Here is a 16,215-nt window from a genome sequence, read left to right on the forward strand (position 1 = left end):
GCAGCACTGTGATCAAAAAACTGGATATACTTGTACTCCGGGCATTCATTGGCCCTTTTATCGCCACCTTTTTCCTCACACTTTTTGTGCTGATCCTGCAATTCTTCTGGTTGTGGATCGATGACTTTGTAGGCAAAGGTATCGATGGCATTGTAATGATGCGCCTCATGATGTACCTGAGCGCTACCCTGGTGCCGTTAGCGCTTCCATTGGCCGTGCTTTTATCTTCAATCATGACATTCGGTAACCTCGGCGAAACATTCGAGCTCGTTGCTATCAAATCGGCCGGTATCGGCCTTATGCGCTTCATGCGCCCCCTGCTTGTTACTGCTGCTCTTCTCTCCGGCGTGGCCTTCCTCTTCAACAACTACGTGATCCCCGTAGCCAATCTCAAAATGAAGACCCTCCAGAACGATGTGGTAAATAAAAAACCAGCCTTCGCACTCAAAGAAGGCGTTTTCTATACTGCCATCCCCGGATACGCGCTGAAGGTGAGCAAAAAGGAACAGGACTCCATTCTGCACAACGTTATCATCTACGAAAATGGAAACGCACAATTGCAGGATAATATGATCGCCGCCCGCAAAGGCATCATGAAAGTTACGCCAGACAAGCATTTCCTCGAATTCCGTCTGCTCGATGGATGGCGCTATCAGGAAGAAGGCAACCGCGGTACCACCAACACACAATTCACACGCCTCGGATTCAAAGAATACAAAAAGATACTCGACCTCAGCGCTCTCACCTTCAACCAAACCGATGAGGAGACTTTCAAGAACTATCATGAAATGCTCAATGTAGGTCAACTGAGCGTAAGAGCCGATTCACTTGCCAAAGACATTAAGAAAGTAGAAGAACGCTCACGCGTAGACCTGCTCATGTACGCAAACTTCAACCGTTACATCGATACCGGCTGGACGGCCAGCGTGAAAGCCGCGAAGCTGCCCGACAGCATCAGATCTTTTTCGCAGCTCATACCCGACAGTCTTCGCGCGATGGTCACCGATAACAGTGCATCCTACGCAACATCCATGAAGTCTGCCATCGAAGGAAGCGCCGTCGATTACGAAGCCAAACGCAAAGACCTCCGTCTTCACCTGATGACATTGCACGAAAAAATTGCCATGTCACTCGCCGTGCTCGTACTCTTTCTCATTGGCGCCCCACTCGGATCGATTGTGCGTAAAGGTGGTATCGGAACTCCTGTGGTATTCGCCGTAGCATTTTTCGTGATCTTCTTTTTGCTGAACAACTTCGGAAAGAAATTCGTGAAAGAAGATGTGCTGACTCCATTTGGCGGCATGTGGCTGGCCACCTTCGTACTGGTGCCCATCAGCATGTTCCTCATCTATAAAGCGCTGCACGATTCACAGCTCTTCAACAAAGAATTCTACTTCCGCATGTTCAGGAGCATTGGCAAACTGGTTGCAAAATACCGAAAGCCCAAACCTGCTCTGGCAGCGGCTTCCGGAGAAACAATCGAAATCGGGGAGGATGTTGAAATTTCTGACGAAGTGGTTGCTGAAAAGCCAAACGAAAAGAATTCAGAGGCGTAAATTTTTCTTTTTTTTATGATGGTTTATCGGATAGAAGCAGTCTCTTCCGAATAATATGCTATGGCTTATGGGCAATTGCTTTGCGAAGGGATGTACAAATCCGTCGCGGAATGTGCCGGGCAGAGTTGTATCTCCGATTCAATCTAAGAATGAAGGATGGGGCAATGGTACAAAGCCAGGCGTTGACGCAACACATTCCAAGGCCGTATTTGTACATCCCTTCGCGCGCTTCGCCGGAGGTGCAGCTTTCGTTGCCTTAGAAATATTCTCATTGATAAAAGCCGGAGAAATACTTTTGAGTCACTGCAACTGAAACAATATTTTGATTCATGCATTAAGAGCATTTTTTGCAATTCAACTCTTGCCAAATCGGCGACCGACCGTCGGGAAAGGGTATGCAAATACGGCCTTGGAATGTGTTGCACAGCAGCAGAGCATTGCACTACCGTTCAATCCTGTTTATCTGTAGCCTCACCGGAGATACAACGCTGCCCGGCACATTCCGCGACGGATTTGCATACCCTTTCCCGACGGAGAAAAATCAATTGTATGATAATTTAGAAGTTGGGCTGCAACGGATGCTTCGTATAAAACTCCAGCACATGCGCCACCACTTCTTCCGGTGTATCTGCAATCTTCAGCAGATCGAGATCTTCCGGTGAAATATTCGATGCCTGCTTATGCATGGTTTCGTGCATCCAGCTAACGAGACCACTCCAGTAATCGGTGCCTACCAATATGAGTGGCACCTGCAACATCTTACCGGTTTGTATCAGCGTAATTACTTCGAAGAATTCATCCATCGTTCCAAATCCTCCGGGCATCATCACAAAGCCCTGCGAGTATTTTGTGAACATCACTTTTCTCACGAAGAAATATTCAAAATGGAGATTGGCATCACGATCGATATACGGGTTGGCATGTTGCTCAAAAGGCAACTCGATATTCAATCCTACCGATTTGCCACCACCCAGCTGCGCGCCTTTGTTTGCTGCTTCCATCACACCCGGACCACCACCTGAAATGATACCGAAACCTTCTTCCGCCAGCTTGCGGGAAATAGCCGTAGTGAGTTCATAAAACGGATGCCCTGGTTGTGTGCGGGCCGAACCAAAAACAGAGATACAAGGACCAATCTTTGCAAGTGCCTCAAAGCCATCCACAAATTCTGCCATGATCTTGAATATCTGCCAACTGCTATGCGCCTTACTTTCCGACCACCTGCGTTGCTTACTCTTTCTGATCGAATCATTCATACTTACGCTTGTTTAGAGGTGAATACTGAAGATAAAAATAGCCATCCTTTTCCACTTCTCACGAAGTGCAGAGGATGGCCATTCTGTATGTTTAACGCAACGAAGCGCTGTTTAGTTTACTGCAGGCGTAGCTTTTTTTGAGATCAGCAGCAGACCGATAAATGTCAAACCACCATTGATGATCAGCAGCTCCAGTCCGATTTCGAAAGAACCGAAAAGCACATGCTGAAATTTCTTGATCAGCAGGCAGATCAGCGGCGCCGCTACACAGACCGCAGGCACCAGATTATCGTTCACACGGCGTTTGGTGAGGATGCCGAAACTGAATAAACCTAACAACGGTCCATAAGTGTAACTGGCTACATCGAGAATCACATCGATCATGCTTTGATTGCCAACCCATTTGTAGATCATGATGAAGAGCAGGAAGATGGCAGCAAAGCCCAAGTGTATCTGCTGGCGGTATCTCTTCTTCTGTTTATCGTTCCAGTCGTTACGGCGTTGTATGCCCAGAATATCGATGCAGAACGATGATGTGAGGGCAGTAATAGCCCCATCGGCACTGGGGAAAAGCGCAGAGATCAATGCGATGATGAACACCACGGAAATTAGCGGCGTCATATGATGCAGGGCCACTTCGGGGAAGAGCGCATCTTTGGTGGCAGTAATATGTTCCTGCGCAGCATAGAGATGAAGCAATCCGCCGAGCACGAGGAACAGCAGCACCACTCCCATCAGAATCAGCGACATGGTGATCACATTCTTCTGCGCATCTTTCAATGTTTTTACAGAGATATTCTTCTGCATCATCTCCTGATCCATCCCCGTCATGGTAATGGTGATGAATGCTCCAGCCAGAATCTGCTTCACGAAAAACAGCTTGCTGTTAGGATCGAAAACAAAAATATTGGAAAGCCCTTTCTCGCCCATCAGACTGAGGCTTTGTCCAAGGCTCATATCCATTTTATTGAGGATGTAATACACACAGATCACCAAACCTGCAATCATACAGGTAGTTTGCAATGTATCTGTGTACACGATTGTTTTAACACCGCCTTCATACGTGTACAGCAAAATCATCAGCAGAATAATCAGTGTAGTTGCCCAGAACGGCACACCGAAACTGCTGAGGATGGTATCCTGCAGAATCTTCACTACCAGATAAGTTCTCGCAGTGGCGCCAAGTGTACGGCTCAGAATAAAGAAGGATGCACCTGTTTTGTATGATTTCGTTCCCAGTCTCGTACTGAGATAATTGTAGATCGAAGTAAGATTGAGTTTGTAGTACAATGGAAGTAGTACGAACGCAATTACCAGATAACCGAGCAGGTATCCGATAGTGATCTGAAAATAGGCAAACCCTGCAGCGCCAACACCACCAGGCACACTCACAAAAGTTACTCCACTGAGTGAAGTTCCGATCATGCCGAATGCCACGAGCATCCAGTTCGAATTGCGGTTTCCGATAAAGAACGAATCATTGTTAGAGTTACGGGATGTGAAGTATGCTACCGCCAGCAGCAGCACAAAATAGCCTACCACAAAGGAGAACAGCATGGACGCTGACATCATAATCTTAAAAAATTAATAGTGATTCTCTACAGAAAAAAATTGCAGCGTTGAAGGTAGGGAAATTGTTACCAAAATGGCCACATCCACTTACCTTAGTACCAGTTTCCGGTAAAGGAAATCAAACATTTTTTTATGAAGATCGAAAGCGTAGCGGTATTCTGCGGCTCTAAACCCGGACACCATCCCATATTTGCCCAGCATGCGGCAGAATTAGGCAAGTTCATCGCCATACTCGGACTAAAGCTGGTGTATGGCGGAGGAAACCGTGGACTGATGGGCACTGTAGCAAATGCAGTGCTGATGAACGAAGGCAAAGTAATGGGTGTAATGCCCAAACTGCTCGTGGATTGGGAACAACAACACGACTCACTCACCGAGATTGCCATTGTGCCAGACATGCACACGCGCAAGAAAATGATGTATGAGCTCTGCGATGCAGCCATTATCCTTCCCGGCGGTTTCGGTACCCTCGACGAGTTATTCGAAATGGTTACATGGAACCAGCTCAAGATCCACGATAAGAAGATCTACATCCTCAACTCCAACGATTTCTACAAGCATCTGCTCAATCATCTCCGTCAAATGGAGAAGGACGGATTTCTATACGAAGGCGTGAGCGAAAGGATCATCGTCTGCGACACACCAGTGGAGCTTTTCAATAAGCTGGGCTAACGCATCCTGTCATAAAAATATTTCCGGTGCAACAGCCGGAACACCGCGCGTATCCAGCGTTTCCAGCGAAATATTTTTTTGAGATACTGCATTAAAAAGGCGAAGGTGCATCACACGATGCACCTTCGCCTTTTATGTTAACCGTACACGGTTTTAGAATCCGATATTGTAACCGAAGTTGATGAATATCTGACTTCCGTATGGATTACGATCCTGCTGCAACAAATCATACTGCGCCATAACGATGAACGAACCGCGACCCGCAGGGATCACTGCACCCGCACCGCCTACCAGTGAAGGAACAATTTTTCCTTCAAGCGTTTGCTCGGAAGATCCGTAAGAGAACTTACGTTTGCCCCATGTATAGTTGGCTTCAGGCTGAATTTGCAGAATGAGATAATCTACCGGATATACACGACCGAAAGCATTCAAACCAGCCACCCCAAAGTTGTCTCTGTAGTTCAACCTCGAATCGGTATACTCCTGCTTTACGCTTGAGTAAATGAAATTCACACCTGCACCGGCAGCGAAGTAACGGTTGAATCTGTAGCCCACCTGTGGCGACACATTCACCAGCGTATAGTTGCCGAAGCTCAGACCGAAATTACCTCCAAAGAAAAGATTATCACGGTTGAAACCCGTTTGAGGAGCACCCCGGTAGGTTGTTGTTGGTACCGGTTCTTTGCTCTGCGCCTGCACAGTTGCAGCGCCGAACAACAAGAGAGCAGCCAATGCAAGTTGTTTCATTTCCATATGGATGATTGTTGAGTGTTTCCGGTCGCTGAACAGCATTAGAGATCGAAGATCTTTCCTGCGTTCAGAATATTGTTCGGGTCAAAGGTTTTCTTGATGCCCCTCATAATATTCAGCTGATGCTGATTGAACACAATATCGATATAGCTCTTCTGGATCAATCCGATACCATGTTCGCCACTGATGGTTCCACCCAGCTGATGCACCAGTTCGAACAACGCCTTGATCCCTTGTATCAGTTGCGGATCATCAGCGCTGTTGGCAATACCTTCTTTCTTGATGCGGATGTGCAGGTTACCGTCTCCGGCATGTCCGTAACACACTGCTTTGAAATCGTATTGTTGCCCCAGTTGCTTCACGCCGCGGATCAGTGCGGGCAGTTCGGCTCTCGGCACTACGGTATCTTCTTCTACTGTGTAGCCATCCACTTTCACAGCTTCGGCTACTCTTCTGCGTAATTTCCAGAGCTCCGCTTTCTGCTGGGCGTCATCTGCAAAATACACTTCGCCTGCCTCATATTCTGTTAAGAGCGTGCTAATTGCCTCCATCTCCATCATCAACGTATCGAGATGATTTCCGTCTACCTCGATGATGAGGTGCGCAGCAGTATCTTCGGTTACAGGTACAGCAGCGCTGTCTACAAATTTGCTTACGATCTTCAGTGCATCTATCTCTACCAGCTCTAGCGCACTGGGTGTAAAGCCTGCACGGAAGATGGCGCTCACTGCTTCTCCGGCTTTTTCCAGCGACTGGAAAGGAACCAGCATCAGCAGGTCGTATTTTGGAAGAGGTATCAGCTTCAGCACAATTTTGGTAACGATACCGAGTGTGCCTTCGCTTCCTACCACCAGTTGTGTAAGGTTGTAGCCGGTTGAATTCTTGAGAACGTTGGCACCCGTCCAGATAATTTCGCCATTCGGCAGAACCACCTGAAGGTTGAGCACATAATCTTTCACCACTCCATATTTCACAGCTTTGGGACCACCACTGTTCTCGGCGATATTACCGCCAATGAAACAGGATCCGCGGCTGCTGGGATCAGGAGGATAGAACAATCCTTTTTCTTTAACGGCATTCTGCAATACTTCTGTGATCACACCGGGCTCGGTGATCACCTGCAGGTTACGTTCGTCGATGTTCAGAATGGAGTTCATGCGATCGGTGGAGATCAGTACGCCACCGAGGTGCGGCAATGCTCCGCCACTCAATCCGGTTCCTGCGCCACGTGGTGTAACAGGAATGCGATGTTGGTTACAGATTTTCATCACGGCAGAAATTTCTTCTGCTGTGCGGGGTCTCAGCACAACTTCGGGTGGGAACAACAGGTGTTCCGTTTCATCGTGCCCGTAGTCGTTGCGCGATTCTTCGTCCAGCAACACATAGGCTTCACCGACGATCTGCCGGAAAGCATCTATATGCGCTGCAGTAAGGGTTCCTTTTAATGCCACAGTCTCCATGATTTTTCCTGGGGTGGTTAAGATTGGTCAATAATGCTGTTCAATAGTAAACGAGTCCAAAAATCGGATAAAAGCAGCAGTAAACTGCAAATTTTTCCTCAAAAACTGCAAAAACCCGAAGGATTTAGCCCGCTCATATCCCAAAAATAATGCATTTCAGGGCGCAGCACTACTAACGAATGGCCGTTTCAGGCAATATAATAATTACCGGGGTTTGGTGATGATCACTATCTCAGGGTTCGAAGCCCTGAACACAGTGCGGCTCCCCCGATACGTTTGAAGTAATGAATCGATGTATGGTGTGGCAGGTTTCTCCGTCATGCTATTGACTTCCGGATAAATGATCAGCCTTCCTCCCCTGTCGAGATGAATGTTGATCGCACTATCCACTCCCGCGCGAAGCTCAGGCATCCAGGGCACTTCCTGCACCTCGGTTTTGGTGAAGTACTCCAGAAAGTCTTTCAGTATCCACCCCTGCTGCAACAGTATCACATCATTTTCTTTCACGATGTTTTCAACAGGTTTTACTTTGAGATAGTACCAGTCGTGCTCCAGATCGCGCAGCCAGCGGATGCTGCCAAAATAATTCACGGTGAGCAAAGTGATGCTTAGCACTATGCCGACAGTTATGCTTTTCAATTTGAATGGAAAGCCGGTAACACTCAGTGTTCCCAGCAATAAGAACCAGAGCAATATTGTCTGGAAGATCCAGAACTCAAGTATCTCAGGCATCCATACACAGAAGAATGCAGAGTAAACCGCTCCGCAGAAAACCAGTGCAGGCACCACTGTTGGCCACTGTGCTTTGATGGACTTATATTTTCTGATGAAACGGATGATCAGTATCAGCATCATCACAGCGAGCAGCAAAGTGAGTACCGATAAGAAGATAGCCATGCCACTGCTGATATGTTGTGCCAGAAATATTTCATCGTGCAGCGAATGCACCTGCTGCATCTTTTCAAAATAATTATCGATGCCTGGGAGCCTGAACACGTAATGCCCGCCCACAAAGGCGTGTGTGAATCCGGTGAAAACATACACAGGTGTTTTCAATCCGGGTTTCTGCCAGTAATCGTGTTGTTTGGTATACCCCTGCACCCATCCGATCCATTGCTCCATGGAATTCTGTTCCGCAACAACCCAGCCCATCAGAAAGTAAACGCCGCCTACCAGCACAATGCCGATAACAGCGTATTGGAGTACGGCAGGGATCAGTGCAATTTGTTTGCGTTTGGTCCACAACATATACAGTACCACCAATGCAAAAAGAATATGCAGCTGATGGTACAATACAGCCAGACAATGCAGCACGCTTACTTTCCAGATATCGCGTTTGCCGAATGTGGGTGATGTAAGCAGGTATAAAGAGGCCAGCAGCAACATCATCGCCGGCGCATACACTTCGATATTTGTACTGTAAAACCACACTCCGTAGGAGAAAGCAACTACTGTTAGAAAAACCAATGATGGCAAGGGTTTCCAGCCGAAACGCCAACGAAAGAAGCTGTACACGATAGCCATGCTTACACTGCCACATAGCGCAGTGAATGCTTCTACCAGAAAATAATCTTTCACACCTGGCAGAATAAGTTGCGTAAACTTCAGCCAGTAATGTGCAGAGTAATGATACAGCAGGTGATGTGGATGGCTGAGATGATCGCCCGTAACAATCCCTTTGAGGTAGCCAATAGAATCGTGCGGACCGGAAAAATTTTCGGCCAGCGTACATAGAAAAAATAAAAGCGATCCGGCGAATACAAGTAGCTGCTCCGGAATCTTCTGATTCTTCATCATTGATAGTTTCGTGCGTTATGATGTCGCTATTACAGGCAGCAGGTTTGGAATTCTACAATGCTAACTCAATCAGGCTGTTCCTGCCAACGGTGTAAATTGGCAAGGGAGGGTGTGCCTCAAAATACGAATGATTATTTAGTTATGAAAGCAAATCTGTCTTTAAGTTTCAGAAACCATTTTTCGTACAGGTGATAACTGGCAATGCTGATAACTAACGATAACGGTAAAGCGATGATCACCTGCGCAAAGGCCGTGCTGAGCATTCGCTGATCCCATCCGAGTTTCAGCACAATTTTGGTGGCTATGTAAATGCCCAGCAAGTGCAGGCAGTAGAGTCCGTATGTATAAGTCCCCAGCCTGGAAAGCAGTCTCAACCTTCCTAGTTTGAAGAATGATTTTTCGGCGTAATTCTGCTCGAGTATGATCATTCCGAAGAACATGCCCATTACCAGTCTCTCAAAAATTATCGGAATACCCGCAGGGAACAACACACTCTTGAACAGGCTGGCCGCAATGGCGCCAATATAGATCAGGGCAATTACCGGTCGCTTCATATTCACTACCCACTGCTGAAATTTGTTGGGGAACGAACAGAGCCAGGCCAGCAATCCACCCAATGCCATATCTCCGATTACAGAGAACGTATGGAAGTATCGGACAGCGTAATCATGATCAGTATCGGCTGTGTAGAAAGAGCGGAACACCAAGGATCCGATCATGATCAGAATAAACACATATTTGTAAAACTTCACAGGAACAATGCGCAGGATCAGTGGCCAGGTAAGATAGAACTGTTCTTCAACAGCCACAGACCAGAGCACACTTACCAGCACTGCTTCCGGATGTTCCGGCCAGATGCGCATGTACTCGAAGTTGGCAAGGAATGTTACGTAGTACCAGGGATTCACACGTTCGTGATACACTTCTCCACCCATCTGCTTCAGCATCGGAAATAATATGAATGCTATAGCCAGACAGAGAAAATACAATGGCCAGATGCGCAGTATCCTTCTCACATAAAAATTACCTACATGGATCTTTCCCGTTAGTTCACGTTCTCTGATCAGCAGATAAGTGATGAGAAAACCACTCAGTACAAAAAAGAAGTTCACACCAAGCCCGCCATACTGAAAAAGAAAACGGATGCTTTCACCTGCAGTTGGATTGGTTCCTGAGATATACGGAAACACCGTCATATACCAATGGAACAGGAACACCACAAAAAACGACAGAAACCGCAATCCATCGAGGTTTGGGAAGAATACACGGGCCTTTGCAGGAGGCGGGGCAACAGTGGCTGATAATGTACCGATCATGATTTCAACTGTTTATTTTCTGGGAAGTACATCATCGATGCTCACGCCGATGAGCATTTCCAGTTCATATTTGGCAACGTTGAAATTGCGCTGAGATTCCACTTTGGTCATTTGCTGGCTGTAGTAGGCATTCTCTGCTTTCTTGAATGCGTCGGCAGAGATGCTTCCATCGGCAAAATCTTTTTCTGCCAGTTTGTATTCGGTATACTCACCCTGTGTGATGCGCGATTGCAGTTCGAGCTTTTCTTTGTGCATCAGATAATCTTCGTAGCGGCTGAGTACATCGCGGCGAATGGCGCGGTACTTCTCATTTTTCTCCGCTTCCGCGATATAGATATTCTCACGGGCAATCTTTACATCATTGCTTTTGGCAGAGAAGAAGTCGAGCGGTAAAGTAAGTGCGAAGTTGTATCGGGGAAAGAACAATCCTCCATTACCTCCATTAACAGTAGTGCTCTGGTTCATGTTCTTGATGGAAAGCTCATTGAGGTTACTGGTTGCCGAAAGGGCGCCGAGCCATGATCCTTTTGCTTTCTTCAGATTTCTTTCTGCGATCACCACTTTTCTGTCGGCGATCTCATAGTTGGGATTCTGCAATGCAAGCTGCACCAGCTTTTCGCGGATATCGATCTGTCGAACGGTGTCCAGATTAGAATGGTAAGTAGATGCATTTCGTCCGGCAGGCGTTTGCGCAACGGCATTCATCGCGGCCAGCATCCCCATGGAGAGTATCAGAGTTTTGAGCATATTCTAATTTTTTTCTTCTGCGGTTTGAGATTGTACAGCACTATCGTATTGCGGCATTTTGATCAGCAATGCCAGCACGGAATAAAAATATAAGACACTGGGATATTGGCCTATGGCAAGTTGTGAGATCTGCGCCACTATGAGCGTAAAGATGGAAACAAAATGGCAGAGATGCAAGGTTTTCAATTCGGGATCGCGCAAACGATAATAACTTTTTATGCCCGTTCGCATGATCACATAATAAAAAATCAGCAACAGTGCCAATCCGATTGGGCCCTGTTCCATCATGGTTTGCATAAATCCGCTATCTGGTGGTATGGTGCTCATGAAATGCCCCGGATGATAGAACTGGCCCATGTTTCCGGATGAGTTCAATCCTCCGCCGATCGGGTGTTTGTATGCGTAAGGCTGCACAATCTTCCGGTTCATATCCCGTGCCATGGCAGAGGGATCTTTGGAACCTTCAAAAGTGGTACGCAGCCTGTTGATCACCATATTGTCGTAGATGGGAGCTACAAGCAATCCTATGATCATGAAAGCAAATACTCCGGAGAAGATCAGGGTTTTCTTTTCGTAGAGATTGAGCACACAGTAGAAAACCATGCCGGCTACTATCATCATGGTGCCTGTTCTGGTACCTGTATAGCTCGATGCAAGGAAATGAATAATGGTGATCACATAATACAACACCCGCTCTTTCATGGCTTTTGTGCGCAATGCCAAAATCAGCATCATCACACAGGTAGATGAATAGAGAATGCCGGCTGCAGCAGGATCACTCAGAAACCCGAATCGCCTGATGAATCCGAAGTTCACGAACAATTCAAATCGCTTCGGATCTGCCATCAGCCATACCTGCTCGTAATTCGAAAAACCAAACCATTGTTGCTTGCACGCATACAATGCATGGATGGTACTGAAGATGATCCAGAACCTTGTGAAATGAATGATGGTCTTTCGTGAATTAAGAAAGCAGTAGCTGATGTAGAAGAACGCCACAAAGCTCACCTGTTTTCTGAAGAAGTTGAACCAGCCGAAAACGCTTCGTCCCGAAGGGTTCACCAGCTGTATCACGTAATAGCCCACCAGCACCAGCATCCACACTGTGATGGCGGCACTCCAGAATTTTGTATCGATCTCTTTTCTTAACGATTGTTTGGTGAGTACACCCAGCATCGCAAGATAAGCGAGGTATTCAGGGATGAGTCCCGTTGGGATCATATTCGCAGAATTGCTCAGCCTGGCCGGCAACATCATGAATATCGAAGTAACATAAGCGGCATAAAATCCAAACAGGGGATAAACTATACAAAGTCCACAAAGCATGATCACACCTAATCCTCCCACTATGGCGATGCTCAGTTTGATATCCACCATCACCGTGATGTAACTCATCAGCAATGCCAGCAATCCCATGAGGGCAACGCCGATGGGTGTGGCCAGTTTTTTGGTCACCAGGTGATAACGCAGGGATTCCGTCAACGCTGCTTTTGTTCTATGGAGCAGATTCTTTTCCATGTGAATCAGAAGAACAGAAATTTAATGAACATGCCCAAACAAAACACGATGGCAAATAAGGTACTGATCAGTTCGAACATTTTATATGATTGTTCCGGATTCTCGTTTTCCATGATCACTGTTTATTTTTCTTTTTGTATTACGGCTTCACGGGCCATTACCGTTGCAGGAGCAGGTTTCGCAACGGAATCATCTTTCAGCGTGAAGATCCAGGTAAGTCCCAGTTTTCTGCAAACATTGAACATGATGATCGGAATGATCACTCCTGCAGGCCAGATGGTAAATTGCAGCAACGGTATATTCTCGATGTGCAACACACGAACCAGCAACACCCTTACTCCCGCCGTTACCATCAGATGCGCCACATAGATGTACAACGCATGATATCCAATTACACGAAGGAACCTCAGCACATTGAATCTTTGCAGCATGAACGATAAATGGATCATGAACAACCCACCAATGATGGCCGAGAAGAAGAAGATATCCTGACGCTGATGCTGTACATAGAAATCCGTTTCTTCAGGATGCGCCAGATTCAATGTAGTGCAATACCACTCTACTGCTGCGAAGATGGGAAGAATGATCAGCGTGGTTTTGAAAGACGATAACCATTTATGATGTTTCTCATCCAGCACAATATTGTGCAACGCATCTCCCACAGCGAAGAAGAGATAGTAAAAGCTTACTCCGCTTAAAAATCCGATATGCACATTTTTGATATGACAGTAACTCGCTATTCCATACAGCACCAGTCCCAGCACCAGCTGATGCCTGCTGGTGAGTTTTGCGTACCAGCTCAGCAACGCATACAGCACACTCACAAAGAAAAGTGCATTGAGATACCAGAACTGTTCGAGTTTGCGGGGATCGAGTATGAGGTTGAGATAATCGAAAGGTTCGCGTTTTGCATTCACCATTCCTGCAAACAGCAGTTGCAGCGTGATCTGTATGCTTCCCCATAACAACAGAGGATACATCACCGTTCTGAATTTAGCGCTTACAAATTCACCAATTCCTTTTTTGTTGAGAGTGGTAGCCATAAATGCTCCCGCGATCATAAAGAACAATGGCATGCGAAAACCCATGGTGAATACATCCACGATACGAATGCCGGGGTAACTGTACGATCCTATTCCCACATTGGCTATCCCTTCAAATGTATGCCTGTACACAGGCATCATGATGCAAATCCCTTTGGCATAGTCCATCCAGGGATTTCGGGAACGGCTCAGAATCTTGTCCGCATTAAATAAAGAGTTGATCACAATAAGACAGGTTTATCGATTAACAATTACAACTCCATGTTGTCTGGCTCTACATTGTTCAAAACCGTTCCTATAAACTTTCCGTCGGTGCTCTTCAAATAATCTATGGAGTCTTTATCAGTTTGCTTCAGTACAGATTTTGCGTCAACCACAGCAATGATGGCATCGGCATAACGCGCTAGTTCTTTACTGTCTGCATGTTCGTTGAGTGAAGATCCCTCGATCAGCACATAATCATATCGTTCTGCAACTCTGCTGATATTTTCGAGCAGGTTGTTGGGAGGCAGCGCTTCCGATGGTGTGAAGTTTCCTTCCACACATCCAATCACATCTGCATGTGGGATGGATGTTTTGTTGGTGATGCTGAGAAACGCTTCCGGACCAGCTTTTTCGCCTGCACTGAAGGTGGTAAGTGCTGGCTTCGCCTCGAACATGCGGGTCAACGAATTATTGCTGAAGTTGGCATCGACTATCAGCACTTTTTTACGTGTGAGGCTGAGGCTATGCGCCAGCGCTTCTATCACAGTTGTTTTGCCTTCATTTGGTTTGGTACTGGTGATCAGTATCACTTTCCTTCCACTCTTCTCCAGTTCGTAACGGAGCTTGCGGAGGTTCTCTACAAAAAGATTATCCTCATCTTTACGAACAGGCTCTCCTTCGAGTTGCAGATGCTCTTTCAGTTCTTTCTTCTTCAGATCGATGCGGTTCAGAGAGCTGAGCAATTTCAGTCTGGTGATACGATGAAAGATAGAGGGCGTTTTGTATGAGCTGTCCAGAAACTCCAGTCCGAGTATGATGATGGCACTCAGAAAGAACACCAGAATGCCGCTCATACCCATGATGATGGTGCGCTTTGCAGGCTCAGGTTTGAAAGCAGGTTGCCCTACCATTGTTTGCTTGAAGTTGTTCTCAGGATTCACGTCGAGATCGAGTGATGCCTGCAAACTTTTTTTCAATGCTTCATATTCCTGTGATGCGATACGGAGTTCTTCTTCTTTCGATTTCAGAATTACTTCTTCTCCACCACCGGAGGAGGTGAGGGCTTCGTATTTATCTTTTTGCTCGCGATAGAGTTTTACGTTCTGCTCTGCTGCAAGTATTTGTTCCTGCAACTCAATTTTTCTGTTGATGAGCTTCGCCTGATTGTCTGCAGATTTCTCGGCTTTGCGTTCTTTGTCGCCCGATGAAACAGGCGCCGCAGCCTGCATCTTGCGCACGTTGGCATCTATCTTGTCCTGAATATTCTTCATCTCATCTTCAGACTTGCCGGCTTTCTGCAGGTCCAGATTTTCGTTCTCTCTTTTCAGGCGCAGGTATTCTGCGTTGTTCCCTGTTGAAGTGGTAGTTCCACCAGCTCCCGACATCGAAGAACGGAGCTGCGTTTCTGTAGCAGTCAACTCACCGCGAAGATTGTTGAGGTTGGCCATTTCGCGTTGGTAATTCGAAGTCATTTCCTGCACCACTCCCATCGCAGCAGAAGCACGGTCGGCAACATTGGGTGTACCTATTTTAGCACGGAAATCGCGAAGCTTTCCTGTAAGTTCATCTACTTCTCTCTTCTTGGAATTGGTAAAGCTATCGAGCTTGGCAGTTGATTCAACTGCACGGGCTCCGTAAATATTGTTGAAGAAACGGATGAACTGCTCCCCGATCGTATTCACCACGTATGCGCTCAGCAAAGGATTTTCCGATGCATAGCTGATGTTGATGAAGTCGGTTCTTTCTACGCGCGTGAAAGCAATTTTATCGCTCAGCGCTTTATCGTTGTAACCATAGAGCAGAATGAGATCATACACTTTTTTCTCTTCCGGATCGTAAGGAGAAATGAGACTCATGCTGGAGATCTTATCCCGCAGAATGGACTTTGCAGCTTCGAGATTGGCCACTTTGTAAACTTCCTGTCCGCGCTGATCGGAAGTGAGTACGCGGAAGGGATGTGAATCGTCCAGATCGTGCAACAGCAGTTTGTAGCTGAGCATGCCCATTACTTTGGGCGATCTGAAAGTTTCGATCACGTTATTGAACCGAAGATCGATCTCATAGATGTTGAGCCCTGCTTCTTCTTTGATGCGCACTTTCTGCTCCATGGTAAACCCGGTGGAATACTGGGAGAAAGAGAGATAAGATTTCTTTTGTGTAAGCGTGAAGCCAAACCCTGCAAGTAACCCGATCAACGTGCACAAAGCGATGATCCACTTTTTGCGCAACAGGGAATGCCATAAATACATCAGATCCATTGAATATCCATTTTGTGTTTCAGAGAAATAGGTCCGCTGTTAATGAACAAAGAAGAACAAGGCACA

General features: G+C 46.6%; 12 protein-coding genes. 2 read left to right on the forward strand and 10 right to left on the reverse strand.

Annotation, left to right across the window (positions count from 1 at the left end; genetic code table 11):
- Positions 1 to 8 precede the first annotated feature (8 nt).
- Positions 9 to 1,556 (forward strand): LptF/LptG family permease, encoded by a 1,548-nt coding sequence (locus tag HHL16_RS00500; RefSeq protein WP_169423188.1) that lies wholly within the window; start codon positions 9 to 11, stop codon positions 1,554 to 1,556.
- A gap of 557 nt (positions 1,557 to 2,113) precedes the next feature.
- On the opposite strand, the gene HHL16_RS00505 is transcribed toward HHL16_RS00500, so the two are convergent.
- Entirely contained in the window at positions 2,114 to 2,812 is a 699-nt protein-coding gene (locus tag HHL16_RS00505) for a TIGR00730 family Rossman fold protein (protein ID WP_169423189.1), read from the reverse strand.
- Between the two features lie 111 nt (positions 2,813 to 2,923).
- Positions 2,924 to 4,384 carry a sodium:solute symporter gene (locus HHL16_RS00510; RefSeq protein WP_240965697.1) on the reverse strand — a complete coding sequence of 487 codons (1,461 nt, stop codon included), beginning with the start codon at positions 4,382 to 4,384 and terminating at the stop codon, positions 2,924 to 2,926.
- Between the two features lie 132 nt (positions 4,385 to 4,516).
- On the opposite strand from HHL16_RS00510, the gene HHL16_RS00515 reads away from it, so the two are divergent.
- Positions 4,517 to 5,056, forward strand: a complete 540-nt coding sequence (locus HHL16_RS00515) for a TIGR00730 family Rossman fold protein (protein ID WP_169423190.1) — start codon at positions 4,517 to 4,519, stop codon at positions 5,054 to 5,056.
- A 153-nt stretch (positions 5,057 to 5,209) separates the two neighbouring features.
- Here HHL16_RS00515 and HHL16_RS00520 read toward each other — a convergent pair whose 3' ends face one another.
- The 8 genes from HHL16_RS00520 to HHL16_RS00555 all read right to left on the reverse strand — a co-directional run bounded on the left by HHL16_RS00520 (position 5,210) and on the right by HHL16_RS00555 (position 16,149).
- Positions 5,210 to 5,809 (reverse strand): hypothetical protein, encoded by a 600-nt coding sequence (locus tag HHL16_RS00520; protein ID WP_169423191.1) that lies wholly within the window; start codon positions 5,807 to 5,809, stop codon positions 5,210 to 5,212.
- 38 nt (positions 5,810 to 5,847) lie between these two features.
- Positions 5,848 to 7,257 carry an FAD-linked oxidase C-terminal domain-containing protein gene (locus tag HHL16_RS00525; protein WP_346766818.1) on the reverse strand — a complete coding sequence of 470 codons (1,410 nt, stop codon included), beginning with the start codon at positions 7,255 to 7,257 and terminating at the stop codon, positions 5,848 to 5,850.
- Positions 7,258 to 7,470: 213 nt separating this feature from the next.
- Positions 7,471 to 9,060, reverse strand: a complete 1,590-nt coding sequence (locus tag HHL16_RS00530) for a hypothetical protein (RefSeq protein ID WP_169423193.1) — start codon at positions 9,058 to 9,060, stop codon at positions 7,471 to 7,473.
- A gap of 134 nt (positions 9,061 to 9,194) precedes the next feature.
- Complete coding sequence (locus tag HHL16_RS00535) at positions 9,195 to 10,379, reverse strand: acyltransferase (RefSeq protein ID WP_169423194.1); 1,185 nt, start codon at positions 10,377 to 10,379, stop codon at positions 9,195 to 9,197.
- 12 nt (positions 10,380 to 10,391) lie between these two features.
- A complete protein-coding gene (locus tag HHL16_RS00540) occupies positions 10,392 to 11,126 on the reverse strand; it encodes a TolC family protein (protein ID WP_169423195.1) in 735 nt (244 codons plus the stop codon).
- Between the two features lie 3 nt (positions 11,127 to 11,129).
- Positions 11,130 to 12,644: an O-antigen ligase family protein gene (locus HHL16_RS00545; protein WP_169423196.1), complete on the reverse strand. Its 1,515-nt coding sequence runs from the start codon at positions 12,642 to 12,644 to the stop codon at positions 11,130 to 11,132.
- Between the two features lie 122 nt (positions 12,645 to 12,766).
- On the reverse strand, positions 12,767 to 13,912 hold the full coding sequence (locus tag HHL16_RS00550) for an acyltransferase (RefSeq protein ID WP_169423197.1): 1,146 nt from the start codon (positions 13,910 to 13,912) through the stop codon (positions 12,767 to 12,769).
- A gap of 26 nt (positions 13,913 to 13,938) precedes the next feature.
- Positions 13,939 to 16,149, reverse strand: coding sequence for a polysaccharide biosynthesis tyrosine autokinase (locus HHL16_RS00555; protein ID WP_169423198.1), 2,211 nt, complete (start codon positions 16,147 to 16,149; stop codon positions 13,939 to 13,941).
- Positions 16,150 to 16,215: the final 66 nt, after the last annotated feature.

It is taken from the genome of Pseudoflavitalea sp. G-6-1-2, assembly GCF_012927185.1.
Lineage (GTDB): Bacteria > Bacteroidota > Bacteroidia > Chitinophagales > Chitinophagaceae > Pseudobacter.